Genomic DNA, 15,430 nt, shown 5'->3' on the forward strand with positions numbered 1-15,430 from the left:
GGGCCTCTCCGGGCACCGGCACCACCGCGGGCAGGCACCACCTGCCCTAGGGCGTGTCCCTCACGTCCGCGCCGTCGCGAGCGGTGTTTGCGGCCGATCTGGCAAGGCCGAGGAGCGAAGGCGGGCCGGAGGCCCGTCGAGTCTCCGAGAACGCCGCCAGATCGAGTCGCAAACGCCGCGCAGCAGGCGGGGACGTGAGGGACACGCCCTAACTCGGCGGTAACCTGCGATCGTGCGCGAGTACTCCACCCCGCAGACCGTGTCGATCCCCACGACCGGCAACCTGACCGATGACGTGATCCGCAACGCGGCCGAGGCGCCGCAGAGCGTGCAGTTCAGCCGGGCCACGGCCGGCGGGGACTGGGAGGACGTCACCTGCGCCACCTTCCTCGACGAGGTGAGCGCCGTCGCCAAGGGCCTCATCGCCTCGGGCATCGGGCCCGGCGACCGGGTCGCCCTGATCTCGCGGACCCGCTACGAGTGGACGCTGCTCGACTACGCGATCTGGTTCGCCGGGGCCGCCACCGTGCCGATCTACGAGTCCTCCTCGGAGGAGCAGATCCAGTGGATTCTGTCCGACTCCGGCGCCCGCGCCGTCGTCTGCGAGGACGCCACCCACCTGGCTCGGATCGAGCCCCTGCGGGCCGGACTGACCGACCTGGAGCACGTCTGGGTGATCGAGAACGGCGCCGTCGCCGCCCTGACCACCGCCGGCGCCGGGGTGGCGGACGCCGACCTCGAGGAGCGTCGTACGTCGGTCGGGCCCGAGGGGCTCGCCACGCTGATCTACACGTCGGGCACGACCGGGCGGCCCAAGGGCTGCATGCTCACCCACGACAACTTCCAGACCGAGCTGGTCGTCGCGGTCGACGAGCTGGAGCGGCTCTTCGACACCGAGGGCGCCTCCACGCTGCTGTTCCTGCCCCTGGCGCACGTGTTCGCGCGGATCATCCAGGTCGGCTGCATCAAGTCGCGCACCCGGCTGGGCCACAGTGCCGACATCAAGAACCTGCTCCCCCAGCTCGCCACGTTCCGGCCGACCTTCATCCTCGCGGTCCCCCGCGTCTTCGAGAAGGTCTTCAACACCGCCTCGCAGAAGGCGACCGCCGACGGCAAGGGCAAGATCTTCGACCGCGCCGCCGAGACCGCCATCGCCTACTCCCGCGCGCTCGACGGTGGCCGGGTGCCGCTGCGGGTCCGCACCCAGCACGCGCTCTTCGGACGCCTGGTCTACGGCAAGCTCCGCACCGCGCTGGGCGGCAACTGCGAGTTCGCCGTCTCCGGCGGCGCCCCGCTCGGTGAGCGGCTCGGCCACTTCTACCGGGGCATCGGCGTCACCGTGCTCGAGGGCTACGGCCTGACCGAGACCACCGCGGCGCTGACGGTCAACCTCCCCGACGCCCAGAAGGTCGGCACCGTCGGGCGGCCGCTGCCCGGGACCGCCGTACGGATCGCGGACGACGGCGAGCTGCTCTTCCGCGGCGGCCAGGTCTTCACCGGCTACTGGAACAACCCCGCCGCGACCGCCGAGGCGCTCGACGAGGGCGGCTGGTTCCACACCGGCGACGTCGGCGAGGTCGACGACGAGGGATTCGTCCGGATCACCGGGCGCAAGAAGGAGATCCTGGTGACCGCGGGCGGCAAGAACGTCGCACCCGCCGTCCTCGAGGACCGCGTCCGCGCGTCCGCCCTGGTCAGCCAGTGCCTGGTCGTCGGCGACGGGCAGCCGTTCATCGGCGCGCTCGTCACGATCGACGAGGAGGCCTTCCCGGCCTGGGCCGAGCACCACGGCAAGTCCGGCAAGATCGCCGACCTGGTCGACGACGAGGACCTGCGCGCCGAGATCCAGGCCGCCGTCGACGAGGCCAACAAGGCGGTGTCCAAGGCCGAGTCGATCCGCAAGTTCACGATCCTGCCGACCGACTGGACCGAGGAGGCCGGCCAGGTGACGCCGAGCCTCAAGCTCAAGCGCAACGTGGTCATGCGCGAGTGCCGCGACGAGATCGCGGCGCTCTACTCCTGACCTCCCCGACCTCCCTGACCTCCCTGACCACGACCGCGGCATAGCCCAGTCGGGCCACCCGCAACCCGCGATCGGTCATCAATTCTGGGGATTCCGCGATTTTCGCCACACTCGCCGCCGGACGCGCTAGCCTCGGCCTGCGCCGCAGCCGGGGAGGGTTGCGGGCGGAAATGACTTTGCTTCAGTGGAGTCGCTGACCGAACGTGCCGGGAGGGGCGGACGGCAGCCATGGGGAGCGGGAGGGCTCTGAAGTGGACCGTCGTAGGTTGTTGCTCGTCGTCGCCGCGGTGATCGCCGCGCTCGGGGTCGGGCTCGTCTTCGTCTTCGCTCGGGGCGCCGAGACGCGCGCCGCCGAGAAGTACCAGACCACCAGCGTCGTCACCGTGGCCGCGGGCAAGACCGTGCTGCCCGGCGAGAGCATCAAGTCGGCGCTCGACACCGGCAAGCTCGCCGAGACCCAGGTCCCCGAGGGCCAGGTCCTCGAGAACGCCCTGCGCCAGAGCGACCTCGGCGACATCGACGACAAGGTCGCGCTGACCACGCTCTACGCCGGCGAGCAGCTGCTCTCCACCAAGTTCGGCGGCGTCGGCGACCCCGTCGAGGTGGCCTCGCTGCCGCTGCCGACCGGTCTCATCGCCAAGCCGGAGTCCTTCGACCTGCCGGTCGGCTCGTTCATCGAGCCCGGCTCGCAGCTCGCGGTGTTCCTCACCATCAACCCCGGCACGCCGACCTGCCTGCTCATCGACCGGGTCACCGTGCTCTCCAAGGGCGCGCAGACCACGACCACCGTCGCGACCGAGGACGGCGCTCCCGCCGAGGGCGGCGCTCCGGCCCTGCACCTCGCCGTCACCCAGCAGCAGTTCGAGTGGCTGCAGGACGGGCGCGAGCGCGGCAAGCTCTCGGTGGCCCTCCTGAACAAGGAGAGCCAGGTCGAGGTCGACAAGGGCAACAACGTCTGCACCACCATCCGCAACGCTCAGTGAGGACGTCATGCCGGTTCTAGTCGAACAGGATCCGTCGCTCGTCGAGAGCCTGCTCCGGGCGATGCCCACCGGCTCCCACGCGGTCTCCACGACCGAGCGGGGCCAGGCGTGGCTCGACCAGCACGCGGACGAGTACGTCGTCGTCCTCGGCCCCTCCGTCGACCTCCCGTCGGCGCTGGCCGCGGCCGAGGAGCTCCGCATCAAGCGGCCCACCGTCAGCGTCGTCCTGGTCCGCGACCAGTTCGACACGGACGTGCTGACCAAGTCCATGCACGCCGGCGTGCGCGACGTCGTCGTCGCGGGCGGCGACGAGAAGGCGCTCACCAGCGCCGTCGAGCGCGCCCACCAGCTCTTCCAGGCCCTGCGCGGGCCCGGCGGCGCCCGTCAGCTCGGTCGCGTGGTCACCGTGTTCTCCCCCAAGGGCGGCGTCGGCAAGACCACCTCGTCGGTCAACCTGGCGCTCGCGCTCACCGACCGCGGGGCGCGCAAGGTCTGCCTGGTCGACCTCGACCTCGCCTTCGGCGACGTCGCGATCACCATGCAGCTCTTCCCGACCCACTCCATCGAGCAGGCCGTCGGGTCCGAGGACTCCATCGACCTCTCGATGCTCGAGGGTCTCCTCACCCGGCACGAGGACTCGCTCACCGTGCTCGCCGCGCCGGCTCACCCCGACGTGCGCGAGCGGGTCACGCCGCTGCTCATCTCCCGCATCCTGCGGGCCCTGCGCGACGGCTTCGACTACATCGTGGTCGACACCTCGCCGTCCTTCGACGACGCGACGCTCACCGCCCTCGACGAGACCGACGAGTGCGTCATCGTCGCCACGCTCGACGTACCGACGCTCAAGAACGTCAAGGTCGCGCTCGAGACCATGGACATGCTGAGCATCGCCCGCGGCCACCGGCACCTGCTGCTCAACCGGGCCGACGAGCTCGTCGGCATCAGCGTCGAGAAGGTCGAGAGCATCCTCAACATGCCGGTGACCGCCCAGGTCGCCACAGCCGTCGACATCGCCGCCGCCACCAACGCCGGCACCCCGATCGTGTCCCACAAGCCGGGCCACCCGGCGAGCCAGGCCTACGCCCACCTCGCCTCCTCGGTGACGGGCGAGCCGGTCGCCGTACCGGTGCCGACAGCAGCGACCCAGGCCGAGCAGCCCCGCTCGCGCGGCCTGTTCCGCCGCGGAAGGAGCTGAGCATGTCCAGCCTCTCCGACCGCCTCGCCGCGGCTCGCCGCGAGGCCGCCGCGCAAGGCAAGCACGCCGCCACGCCCGCCGCCGACGCGGCCCTGCTCGCCGATGTCGTCGACGCCGCCAACGCGCCCGCGCCTGCCGCGCCGACGCCCGTCGTACCGGCTGCTCAGGCGCCGGCTCCCGCACCCGCCGAGGCGAGCGCTGCGCCGGGCCCGGGTCCGCTGTCCTCGCGCGCCGCCGCCGCGGCCGGTGACCACCGCCCCGGACGCCGCCTCGCCGGCAACGACCTCGACCGGCTCGAGGACCTCAAGGCCAGCGTGCACGGCGAGCTCATCAAGCAGCTCGGCCCTCACCTCTACGACGCCGAGATGGACCAGGACGAGCTCGACCAGACGGTCCGCTCGGTGCTCTCCGAGGTCCTCGGCGCCCAGGACCGGCCGCTCAGCGCGGCCGATCGCGCCCGGGTCACCCAGGAGATCACCGACGACATCCTCGGCTACGGCCCGATCGACCCCTACCTGCGCGACCCCGAGGTCTCCGAGGTCATGGTCAACGGCCACGACGACGTCTGGCTGGAGCGCGACGGCCGCCTCGTCAAGGCCGAGGCGCACTTCGCCGACGAGTCCCACCTGCGCCGCACGATCGACAAGATCGTCTCCCGCATCGGCCGCCGCGTCGACGAGTCCTCCCCCATGGTCGACGCCCGCCTCCCCGACGGCAGCCGGGTCAACGCGATCATCCCGCCGCTCTCGATCGACGGCTCCGCGCTGACGATCCGGAAGTTCTCGACCGACCCGCTCACCGTGCAGGACCTGATCAACTTCGGGTCGCTGACGCCCCAGACCGCCGACTTCCTCGACGCCTGCGTGCGCGGCCGCCTCAACGTGATCGTCTCCGGCGGTACCGGCGCCGGAAAGACCACGACGCTCAACGTGCTGTCGTCGTTCATCCCGCGCGACGAGCGGATCGTCACCATCGAGGACGCCGCCGAGCTCCAGCTCAAGCAGGACCACGTCGTCCGCCTGGAGTCGCGGCCCGCCAACATCGAGGGCAAGGGCGCGGTCACCATCCGCGACCTGGTCCGCAACTGCCTGCGCATGCGCCCCGACCGCATCGTCGTCGGCGAGGTCCGCGACGCCTCCGCGCTCGACATGCTCCAGGCCATGAACACCGGCCACGACGGCTCGATCTGCACCCTGCACTCCAACGGCCCCCGCGACACGCTCTCCCGCATGGAGACGATGGTGCTGATGGCCGGCATGGAGCTGCCGATCCGCGCGATCCGCGAGCAGGTCGCCTCCGCGGTCGACCTGATCGTGCACCAGACGCGCTTCAAGGACGGCTCGCGCCGGATCACCCACATCACCGAGGTGGAGCGGATGGAGGGCGACATCATCACCCTCCAGGACATCTTCGTCTTCGACAACTCCGCCGGTTTCGACGAGAACGGCCGCATCCTCGGCCGGCTGCGCTCGACCGGCCTGCGGCCGAAGTTCCTGGAGAAGCTCGCCTACGCCAACGTCGCGGTCGACCCGACGATCTTCCGGACGGAACGCCTCTGATGTCCGGGCGTCGGGCTGTTCTCCGCCGCTTCGCGGCGCTGCTCGTCGCCGTGCTCGCCGTGCTCCTGGTCCCGGCCCAGGCGTACGCCGAGGACGCGACCATCGGCCACGTCGAGTCCACCGGCGAGGGCCTGCGGATCCTGGTCGACGTACCGGCGGGGGTGCAGGTGGACCTCGCCGGCGTCACGGCCACCCTCGAGGGACAGGCGCTCGACGCCACCGCCGAGGGCACCAGCAGCGGTTCGGTGGTCAAGCGCACCACCATCCTCGTCATCGACACCAGCAACTCGATGCGGCGCCAGGGCCGGTTCGCGGCGGCCAAGGAGGCCGCGACGACCTACCTGGACGCCGTCCCCGACGACGTCGCGGTCGGCATCGTCACCTTCGACAGCCTGGTCTCGGTCGCCCTCGCGCCCACCACCGACCGCGCCGCCGCGCAGGCCGTCGTCGACGGGCTCGCGCTGCACCGCGACACCCTCCTGTACGACGGCGTGATCGCCGCCGCCGAGGCCGCCGGCGACGACGGCCAGCGCACCCTTCTCGTGCTCTCCGACGGCGCCGACGCCGGCAGCACCGCCACCCTCGACGCCGCCACCACGGCGATCGAGGACTCCGGCGTGCGGGTCCACGCGGTCGGTCTCGACCTCGGTGCGAAGCAGCTCGCCCCGCTGACCACCCTCGCCACCGCCGGCAAGGGCGAGGTCATCACCGCCACCGGAACGGCCCTCGCCCAGACCTTCGCCGCCGAGGCCGAGGCCCTCGCCGACCAGGTCCTGGTCACCGCTCCCCTGCCCGACGGCTTCGACGCCGAGCTCGCCAACGTCGAGGTCTCCCTGCCCACCGGCTCCGGCACGCTCGTCGCCCGCGCCCTGGCCCCCGTGCAGTCCGCCGGCACCGCCCCCGTCGCCCCGGCCCCCCTGCCCACGCTCACCGACGACCGCGGCTGGGTCGCCCCCGGCTGGCTGCTCTGGGCGGGACTCGGCGTCTTCGCCCTGGGCCTGCTCGCGGTCGCCGTGCTGCTCGTGCCGTCCCGCCCGGCCCCGATGACCATCGCGGACCGCGTGACGGCGTACAGCACGCGGGTGACGGGCCTCGAGGACCACCACGCCGCCAAGGCCCCGTCCGAGCCCGTCCTCGACCAGGCCAAGGCCGCCGCCGCCAGCGTGCTCGAGCACAACAGCGCCCTCAACGACCGGATGACCCGCCGCCTCGCCGCCGCCGGCAGCGAGTTCAAGCCCTCGGAGTGGCTGCTCGTCCACATCGGCACGGTGCTCGCCGCCGGTGTGATCGGCCTCCTGCTCGGCCGCGGCAACATCTTCGTCGGCCTGCTCTTCATGGTGATCGGCTTCGTGATCCCGCCGGTCTACCTGCGCTTCATGACCGGACGCCGTCGCCGCTCGTTCGACAACGCGCTGCCGGAGGTCCTCCAGCTCTTGTCGGGTGCGCTGAGCGCGGGTCTGTCCCTGGCCCAGGCGGTCGACACGGTCGTCCGCGAGGGCCCGGAGCCCATCGCCTCCGAGTTCAAGCGCGTCCTGGTCGAGGCCCGGATCGGTGTCTCCATCGAGGACGCCTTCGAGGGCGTCGCCGCCCGCTTCCAGAGCAAGGACTTCGGCTGGGCCGTGATGGCCATCCGGATCCAGCGTCAGGTCGGCGGCAACCTCGCCGAGCTGCTGACGACCGTCGCGGCGACGATGCGGGAGCGGCAGTTCCTGCGCCGCCACGTGCGCGCCCTGTCGGCCGAGGGCCGGCTGTCCGCGGTCATCCTGTGCGTCCTGCCGGTCGCCTTCCTGCTGTTCTTCCTCGTCACGAACCCCGCGTTCCTCGATCCGCTGATCCACGACCCCCGCGGCTGGGTGCTGTCGGCGTTCGGCGTGATCTGGATGAGCATCGGTGTCTTCGCGATGTCGCGCATGGTCAAGGTGGAGGCGTGATGCTGCTCCTGCTCGCTTTCGTGCTCCTGCTGGGATCCATCGCCGCCGTCGGCGCCGCCTTCACCAAGGAGCAGCCCCAGGGCCTCGCCCGCGCCCTCGAGGCGCTGGAGCGCTCCGGGCAGCCCGGCCGCGAGCTGGCCGAGGAGGCCGACCGGTCCTTCGCGGACCGGGTCGTGGGCCCCTTCCAGGAGCGGGCGGTCAAGGTCGGACGCCGGATCACCGGCGCCGACAAGGCCGAACGGATCCGCCGTCGCCTCGACCTCGCCGGCAACCCGGCCGGCTGGACCGTCGACCGCGTCGTGTCGTTCAAGGTCATGTTCGCGGTCGCGCTCCCCCTGCTGGGTGTCGCGTACGGCGTCCTGATCCACATCCCGGTGACGTTGCTGCTGCTCGTCGGCATCGGCGGTCTGGTCCTCGGATTCGTGGCCCCCGACCTGTACCTCTACAACCGCGGTGTGCACCGCTCCGACCAGATCAAGCGGACGCTCGCCGACGCCGTGGACCTGCTCACCATCAGCGTCGAGGCCGGTCTCGGCTTCGACGCCGCGCTCCAGCAGGTCGCTCGCCACACGGGCGGCCCGGTCGCCGAGGAGTTCGCCCGCGTGCTGCGGGAGATGCAGCTCGGCAAGAGCCGGTCCGACGCCCTGCGGTCGATGGCCGCCCGCAGCAATGTCGACGACCTCAACACCTTCGTCGGCTCGATGGTCCAGGCCGACGCCTTCGGCATCCCGATCGGCCAGGTGCTGCGCGTGCAGTCGGGCGAGATCCGGGTGAAGCGGCGCCAGTACGCCGAGGAGAAGGCCCAGCAGGTGCCGGTGAAGATCATGATCCCGCTGATCCTCTTCATCCTCCCCTGCTTGTTCGTCGTCATCCTCGGGCCGGCCGTGATCTCCGCCTACGACTCGTTCACCAACAACTGACGTCCGCGAGCCCGAGCCCTAGGCTGGACTGATGCCGAGCAGCCAGACGTACGCCGTCGTGGGAGCGGCGCGCCTGTTCGCCCTGCTCGCCATCGGCATCCCCATCGTCTGGCTCCACCAGGAGCAGGGCCTGCTCGGCCTCGCCGTGCTCAGCGGGGTGTGGGTCTACCAGGGCGTGACGTCGACGCGCCGCGAGCTCGAGCTCTCGCTGAGCCCCTCGACCGAAGCGGCGACGATCGGCGTCATCTGCGCACTCGGCATGGGCGACTCGCCCGTCATCCTGGCCGCGCTGGTGGTCCCGCCGCTCTATGCCACCGCGGTCGCGGGCATCCGGACGATGATCCGGACGGTCCTCGTCGAGCTCATCTCCGTCGTCGCGCTCGGCCTGATGTGGTGGCAGGAGATCTCCTCGGAGCAGGCGGTCTCGATCTTCACCTGGGTGATGGCCGGCCTCGGGCTGAGTCTCATCGCCGCGGTCACCTTCTCCTCCGACCGGATCCCCGACCCGCTGGCGCCCTACCGTGACGCGCAGGAGCACCTCAAGCAGCTCCTGGACCTCGCCGGGAGCCTCAGCTCCGGCCTCGACGTCGGCGTGCTCGGCGGCGAGCTGCTCAGCCAGGTCAGCGACGACATCCCCAACCGGGGCCTGGTCCTCTACGTCCCGCGCGGCGAGGCCCTCACGCCCGTGGCCTCGACGGTCGAGCTCGAGTCTCCCGATGCCATGGCCAGCGAGACCCTGGCCAACGACGTACGGATGCAGGCCGGCACCGACCCCGCACCGATCCAGATCGGCCAGGGCTTCGCCTTCCGGGTCAGCGAGCAGGCGATCGTCGCCGGGCTGCGTCCCTCCGAGTCCGATGCCGGACGCCCGCTCCCCCTCGCCGCGGTGGCCCGCGACATCGCCGACACCGCGGTCAAGCTCGACGCCGCGCTGCTGTTCGCCCAGTTCCGCGACGCCGCCACTGCCGACGAGCGCAGCCGCCTGGCGCGCGAGATGCACGACGGCGTCGCCCAGGACATCGCCTCGCTCGGCTACATCATCGACGCGCTCGCCGCCCGTCCCGCCGACGAGCAGCAGGCCAAGGCGCTGGGCATGCTGCGCGACCGGGTGACCAAGGTCGTCGCCGAGGTCCGCCAGTCGGTGATGAACCTGCGGACCAGCATCGGCGAGAACGAGAGCCTCGGCGCGGCGATCAGCAACGTGGCCCGGCACCTGTCAGAGTCCTCGGGGATCCCCATCAGGGTCCGGTTGGACGAGCAGCCCACCCGGCTGCGCCCCGAGGTCGAGGCCGAGCTGTTCCGGATCGCCCAGGAAGCGATGAACAACGCGGTCAAGCACGCACGTGCGACGTCCATCGACGTGCGCTGCCAGGTCTACGCTCCCGAGGCGATCATCACCATCACCGACAACGGCGTGGGACTCCAGACCGCGCGAACCGACTCGCACGGCCTCAAGATCATGCGCGAACGTGCCAGACTGATCGGCGCGGAGCTCATCGTCCGTGACAACGCCAGCCGCGGACTCACGGTCTCGGTAGCACTGAAGATCCCCCGGAGCACCGCCCACGCCGACGCTGTCGCCGACGCGGGCTCCCCGACACTTCTGGAGAAGCGATGAGCGACACCATCTCGGTCCTCCTGATCGACGACCACGAGCTGATCCGCGACGGGCTCGGCGCGGTGCTCGACCTCGAGCCCGACCTGCGCGTCGTCGCGACGGCCGGCTCGGTCCAAGAGGGGATCCACCGCGCCCGCGAGGTGCGCCCCGACGTGGTCATCACCGACCTGCAGATGCAGGACGGTACCGGCCTCGACGTCGTCCGCACGCTGCGCAAGGAGAGCGACGAGATCGGTCTCATCGTGCTCACCATGCACTCCGGCGACGAGCAGATCTTCGCCGCGATGCAGGCCGGTGCGTCCGGCTTCGTCGGCAAGGACGCTCCTTCCACCGAGGTGATCAAGGCCGCGCGCCATGCGGCGGTCTCCCCCAAGGCGTTCGTCTGCGCCGGCCTGGTGGGCGCGATGATGCGCCGCCAGTCCGCCGAGTCGACCGCCCTCACCGAGCGCGAGCACGACGTCCTGCTGCTGCTCGCCGAGGGCCTCAACGCCGCCGCGATCGGCCAGAAGCTCTACCTGTCCGAGTCGACGACGAAGTCCCACATCGCCCGGATCTACCAGAAGCTGGGCGCCGCCAACCGGGCCCAGGCACTGGTCACCGCGATGCGGATCGGGCTGCTCTCCACGGTGCAGCCCTCGGCCCGCTGAACGTGACCGACAGCACGTCGCCCGACCCTAGTCAGAAGTGACTAGCAGCGAAGAGACGAACTCCCGATCACACCATCTCCGCCCTCCGGCAGAGTTCAGGTCATCGGGGAAGCACTCCCCGGGGACAACGAACCACAGTGCACAGGGAGATCCCGATGATCCAGTACCTCCAGATCCTGCTCAACGCCCGGCTCGTCAAGTCGGACGAGCGCGGCGCCACCGCCGTCGAGTACGGCCTGCTCGTCGCCCTGATCGCCATCGCGATCATCGCTGCGGTCACGCTCCTCGGTGGCAACCTGAGCGGCCTGTTCGACAAGGTCGCGGACTCGGTCAAGAAGTAACGACGACCGTCTCCGGACGCGGTGGGGCCGTGCTGACCCGGTCGGTACGGCCCCCGCTCCTTTTCCGACCACGCTGCGACGACAGGACCCACGATGAACGAGCGCCACCGAGACGAGCGCGGCGCGACCGCGGTCGAGTACGCGCTCATCGTGACGCTGGTCGCCGCGATGATGGTGGGCGCCGTCCTCCTCTTCGGTGGCGGCGTCGGCGGCCTCTTCGGCGACTCCCAGCAGAGCGTCGAGCACGCCGTCACCCCGTGATCGCCGGTCAGGGACCGACGCTCACCGCTCAGCCTCGAACTGGTTCGCCAACCCGATCCGCTGCAGGACCGTGGGGTGCGAGCCGAACCACCACTGCGACCACTCCGGAGGTGTGGGGTCGGCGTGGGAACGCAGGGCCAGACGGCGCTGCAGGTCGACGAACGCCTGGGGGGCTTTCGTCACCTCCAGCGCCGTCTGATCTGCCCGGGTCTCCAGCTGGCGGCTGATCCCGTTCTGGACGGGCGCCGCGAGGAGCGTGCCGATCGCGACCAGGGCGAGAACCCGGGGCACCACCCCCACCCCGCCCAGGTACGACGCGTCGCCGCCGGCCCCGGTCTCGCCGGCCTCGTTGCCTTCCTCGTCGGCGGTGTCGCCCGCGCGCGGGCGCCGCGGCACCGGCAGCAGCAGCCCCAGCAGCCCGACGCCGAGCAGCGCCCCGGCCGCGCCCAGCGCGGTGCCGGTCATCACGTCGTCGTACTTGGCGTGCGCGAGCTCGTGGGCCACCACCGAGAGCGTCTCGTCGGTGGGTGAGCTGTCGACGAGGGTGTCGTAGAGGACCACCCGGCGGGTCTGGCCGAAGCCGGAGACGTAGGCGTTGAGGGTGGTCGTGCGCCGTGAGGCGTCGGCGACGAGGACGTCGTCGACCTTGACGTCCTCGGTCTGCGCGAGGTCGAGGATCTGGGTGCGCAGCGGGCCGTCCGGCAGGGGCGTGAAGTGGTTGAACACCGGCTCCACGACGACCGGGTAGACGAACGAGCCGAGCACCACCAGTCCGGCGGCGGCGAGGCCGGCGACGGCGGGCCACAGCCGGGGCAGGCGGCGGATGCAGGCGACCAGGGCGATGACGGCGAGCGCGGTGGTCACGATGGCCACCAGGTCGCCCTTGACCACGTCCAGAGCCCAGGCGCCCCACGAGCCCGCGGCGAGGCCCTCGTCGAGACGCAGCCGGCGCAGCGCGATGCCGAAGGGCAGCGTGACCAGCTCACCGACGAGGGTCAGTACGGTGACGACGACCAGCACGCGCACCCACCACCAGCCGCGGAGCCGGGCGACGAGCGCGCGGCCGGTCCGGCCGAAGCCCAGCCAGCAGGCGACGGCGAGCGAGACCGCGAGCGCCGACCAGCTCCACGCCCGGCCCCACAGGGCGAAGTTCTCGGCGCGGTCGATCTCGGCCCGGCTGAAGACCGAGGAGGCGGCAACCGGGTCGGGTGTGCCGCCGGGGACGGGATGCCACGGCACCTGGGTCGTCGCGATGAGGACGAAGGCCGCGACCCCGATCAGGACCGTGCCGAGGGCCACCCGGCGTACTGCCGATCGGTTCTCCACGGCCCCAGGGTAGGGCGTGGACCCCGAGCGCTAGCCCGCCACTCCCGCGAGGTCGGCCAGCCGGTCGCGCCAGGCGGCGGTCAGGTCCCGCTCGCTCCAGCCGAAGCCCGAGCGCAGCGCCGCGGCGAAGTCCTGGCCCTCGAGCACCTGGCGGTAGACGTCGACCAGGGCCCGCTCCCCCCGGTGCTCGGCGAGCGTCACGCAGACCAGCCACGCCGCCTCGTAGACCGCGCCGAGGTGGCTCGCCGCCGGGTCGAAGTCGCTGGTCGCCGGCAGCGCGTCGGGCAGGCCGTCGGTACGGACCTGGCGCGCGATCTGGGCGGCCGTACGGCTGCTCGGCAGGTCGACGTCGCGCAGCGCGACGTAGTCGGCGAAGCCCTCGACCAGCCACATCGGCGCGCGCTGGGCCAGCGGCGCGTCGGTGAGGGCGTGGACGGCCTCGTGGGTCATCACGACCTGAGCGGCGACCGGGTCGAGCGCGTCGTAGACCGGGCGGTCGAGGAAGACGTGGATCGGGCTGCCCGCGACGGCGACGCCGTCGACCGGCGCGGTGATCGCCGCGATCGCGTCGTAGCGGCCCTGCTCGACGCCCAGGGCGCGGTGCAGGCCGGCACTGTCGGCCGGGACCTCGACGACGAGGCCGGTACGGCCCCCGACCACCGCGCGGACCTGGTCGAGCGCGCGGCGTGCCGCGGGCAGGTAGCGCCGGGCCCGGGCCGGCTCCGCGGCGGCGACGAGCACCGGCCCCGCACGCCGTACGTCGAGCGGCCCGCCGAGCCACAGCGGCAACCGCCCCTGCCCGACGTCGAGGGCGGCGATCTGGCTGCCGCCCGCAGCGAACGAGAACGGGACCTCGGTGCGCGACGAGGCGGTGTCGAAGCCGCCCACCCGCCAGGTGAGCGCCACCTGGGCGTCCCAGCCGTCGCCGCCGTCGGTGCGCCCGGTCTCGGTGACGTAGCGCAGGCTCACGTCGTCCAGTCCCAGCGCGGTGGCGTTGCCGACCACCGCGGCGAGCAGGGCCGACGCCTCGGGCGAGGACCCCAACCCGGAGGCCGCGTCGGCGTCACCGGAGCGGATCGCGTCCTGCAGCGCGGTCACCGTGGCGGCGGCCGCGACCGGGTCGGCGACCTCGCTGGTCGTCGGCGGGGGCGGCGCGACGTAGTCGTCGCCCGAGCACCCGCTCGCGACCAGCGCGACGCAGAGCAGCAGTGCCGTCAGGACCCGTCCGGACCCGGGCATGGGCTGCCTCCCGACAGTCCCCGCGGGCTCAGCCCGGGCGGACCGCTCCGGCGTAGGGCATCTCGTCGAGGTCAGAGACCTTGACGCCGGCGCCGGGGTTGGCGGCGTGGACGATCATGCCGTTGCCGAGGTAGATGCCGACGTGGCTGATCGGGCTGTAGTAGAAGACCAGGTCGCCCGGCTGCAGGTCGCTCTTGGCGACGTGCGTGCCGCTGCTGTACTGGGCGCGCGAGGAGTGCGGCAGGCTCACGTCGGCCTGGGCGTAGGCCATCATCGTCAGGCCCGAGCAGTCGAAGGCGTTGGGACCGGCGGCACCCCAGACGTAGGCGTCGCCGACCTGGGCGAGCGCGTACTTGATCGCGACGGCCGCGCGACCGCTGGCCGGGATCGAGGAGGCGTCGACCGGACGGCCGGAGTCGCGCGACATGATCGCGGCGCGCTGCTCGGCCTCGAGCTTGGAGAGCAGCTCCTTGGCCTCGGCGAGCTTGGCGTCGGCGGTCTTCTTCTGCTCGGCCAGGGTGTCCTTGAGCTCGACGATGTCGTCGCGGCGCTTCTCGGTCTGGTCCTTGCGGATCGAGTAGGCCTTGAGCTCGGTGCCGTAGGAGGTCAGCAGGGAGTCCTGCAGGTCGCCCACGGTGGCGCTGGTGGAGAGCTCGTCGAGGAAGCCCTCGGAGTCGGAGGCCAGCAGCTCGCCGGCCGGGCCGAGGCCGCCGGACTGGTAGCGCTGGATGATCGAGGCGCGCACGTCGGAGCGGACGCCGTCGAGGGCGTCGCCCTGGCGGGTCTGGTCGGCCTCGAGGGAGCTGAGGTCCTCGTTGAGCTCGCCGAGCTCGAGGCGGGCGTCGTTGTAGCGCTCGGCGGCCTGCTCGGACTCGTGGAAGAGCCGGTCGACCTTGGCCCGCACGGTCTCGATGTCCGGCTTGGCCTGCGCGGGACTGGTGGCCGCACTCACGCAGAACGTGATGGATCCGGTGACGGCGAGTGCTGCGAGCGCAGCGGTGGTACGTGTCCGGCCGTTCAGCACGAGCTGGCGGTCCCCTCTGGTTGTCGTACGCCTACCGGGTGAGCTGACGGATTCGGGCACGACTCGCCCTACCCGTACTCCTCGCTCCCCCGCCGCCCGATCGGACGTCGTGGTCGCACCTCGTACGGGATTCACCCCAGAGTGGTTGGTTCCCCGGCTCCGGGACCCCGAGTGGTCCCAGACTCAGCGCGGTGCCCGCGCGGGTCGGTCGACCCACTGCCTCGGACACCTGATCGAGCAGCCTAAGGGAGGCCACCGGCGAGGCCAAACCCCGCCTCGCGTGTTGGGGACGAAAACCATCGTCACTCCCGTCACATGCGTCTCATCGGTCTCACCCGCCTCTCGGGCCCCGTCGCGGGACGG

At 71.8% G+C, this 15,430-nt stretch carries 13 protein-coding genes and 1 riboswitch; of the genes, 10 read left to right on the plus strand and 3 right to left on the minus strand.

The genetic code is table 11. From position 1 onward, the window contains the following. Positions 1-232: 232 nt before the first annotated feature. The 10 genes from CCO04_RS16400 (at position 233) to CCO04_RS16445 (ending at position 11,478) form a co-directional block, all read left to right on the plus strand. Positions 233-2,023 carry a long-chain fatty acid--CoA ligase gene (locus CCO04_RS16400; RefSeq protein ID WP_215815207.1) on the plus strand — a complete coding sequence of 597 codons (1,791 nt, stop codon included), beginning with the start codon at positions 233-235 and terminating at the stop codon, positions 2,021-2,023. 266 nt (positions 2,024-2,289) lie between these two features. Further along, a complete protein-coding gene (locus tag CCO04_RS16405; RefSeq protein ID WP_215815208.1) occupies positions 2,290-3,006 on the plus strand; it encodes a hypothetical protein in 717 nt (238 codons plus the stop codon). Positions 3,007-3,067: 61 nt separating this feature from the next. Next, entirely contained in the window at positions 3,068-4,201 is a 1,134-nt protein-coding gene (locus CCO04_RS16410) for an AAA family ATPase (RefSeq protein WP_215815209.1), read from the plus strand. A 2-nt stretch (positions 4,202-4,203) separates the two neighbouring features. Beyond that, a complete protein-coding gene (locus CCO04_RS16415; protein ID WP_215815210.1) occupies positions 4,204-5,760 on the plus strand; it encodes a CpaF family protein in 1,557 nt (518 codons plus the stop codon). Continuing rightward, positions 5,760-7,691, plus strand: coding sequence for a type II secretion system F family protein (locus tag CCO04_RS16420; RefSeq protein ID WP_215815211.1), 1,932 nt, complete (start codon positions 5,760-5,762; stop codon positions 7,689-7,691). Before CCO04_RS16415 ends, CCO04_RS16420 begins: the two co-directional genes overlap by 1 nt. Further along, positions 7,691-8,611: a type II secretion system F family protein gene (locus CCO04_RS16425; protein ID WP_215815212.1), complete on the plus strand. Its 921-nt coding sequence runs from the start codon at positions 7,691-7,693 to the stop codon at positions 8,609-8,611. Before CCO04_RS16420 ends, CCO04_RS16425 begins: the two co-directional genes overlap by 1 nt. 31 nt (positions 8,612-8,642) lie before the next feature. After that, positions 8,643-10,229, plus strand: a complete 1,587-nt coding sequence (locus CCO04_RS16430; RefSeq protein WP_215815213.1) for a sensor histidine kinase — start codon at positions 8,643-8,645, stop codon at positions 10,227-10,229. Continuing rightward, positions 10,226-10,876, plus strand: a complete 651-nt coding sequence (locus CCO04_RS16435; protein WP_215815214.1) for a response regulator transcription factor — start codon at positions 10,226-10,228, stop codon at positions 10,874-10,876. The genes CCO04_RS16430 and CCO04_RS16435 overlap by 4 nt, the downstream gene beginning before the upstream one ends. Positions 10,877-11,031: 155 nt before the next feature. Continuing rightward, entirely contained in the window at positions 11,032-11,217 is a 186-nt protein-coding gene (locus tag CCO04_RS16440; protein WP_215815215.1) for a Flp family type IVb pilin, read from the plus strand. A gap of 93 nt (positions 11,218-11,310) precedes the next feature. Next, on the plus strand, positions 11,311-11,478 hold the full coding sequence (locus CCO04_RS16445) for a Flp family type IVb pilin (protein WP_215815216.1): 168 nt from the start codon (positions 11,311-11,313) through the stop codon (positions 11,476-11,478). A 21-nt stretch (positions 11,479-11,499) separates the two neighbouring features. On the opposite strand, the gene CCO04_RS16450 is transcribed toward CCO04_RS16445, so the two are convergent. Genes CCO04_RS16450 through CCO04_RS29840 form a run of 3 tightly spaced genes read right to left on the minus strand, consistent with a single transcriptional unit; the run spans position 11,500 to position 14,995 of the window. Continuing rightward, positions 11,500-12,804 carry a M48 family metalloprotease gene (locus CCO04_RS16450; RefSeq protein WP_215815217.1) on the minus strand — a complete coding sequence of 435 codons (1,305 nt, stop codon included), beginning with the start codon at positions 12,802-12,804 and terminating at the stop codon, positions 11,500-11,502. A 30-nt stretch (positions 12,805-12,834) separates the two neighbouring features. Further along, complete coding sequence (locus tag CCO04_RS16455) at positions 12,835-14,043, minus strand: basic secretory family protein (RefSeq protein ID WP_215815218.1); 1,209 nt, start codon at positions 14,041-14,043, stop codon at positions 12,835-12,837. Positions 14,044-14,071: 28 nt separating this feature from the next. Next, positions 14,072-14,995, minus strand: a complete 924-nt coding sequence (locus CCO04_RS29840; protein WP_308281283.1) for an NlpC/P60 family protein — start codon at positions 14,993-14,995, stop codon at positions 14,072-14,074. 98 nt (positions 14,996-15,093) lie between these two features. Continuing rightward, a riboswitch (cyclic di-AMP (ydaO/yuaA leader) is annotated at positions 15,094-15,256 on the minus strand. Positions 15,257-15,430 lie beyond the last annotated feature (174 nt).

Source organism: Pimelobacter sp. 30-1 (assembly GCF_018831735.1).
GTDB lineage: Bacteria > Actinomycetota > Actinomycetes > Propionibacteriales > Nocardioidaceae > Nocardioides.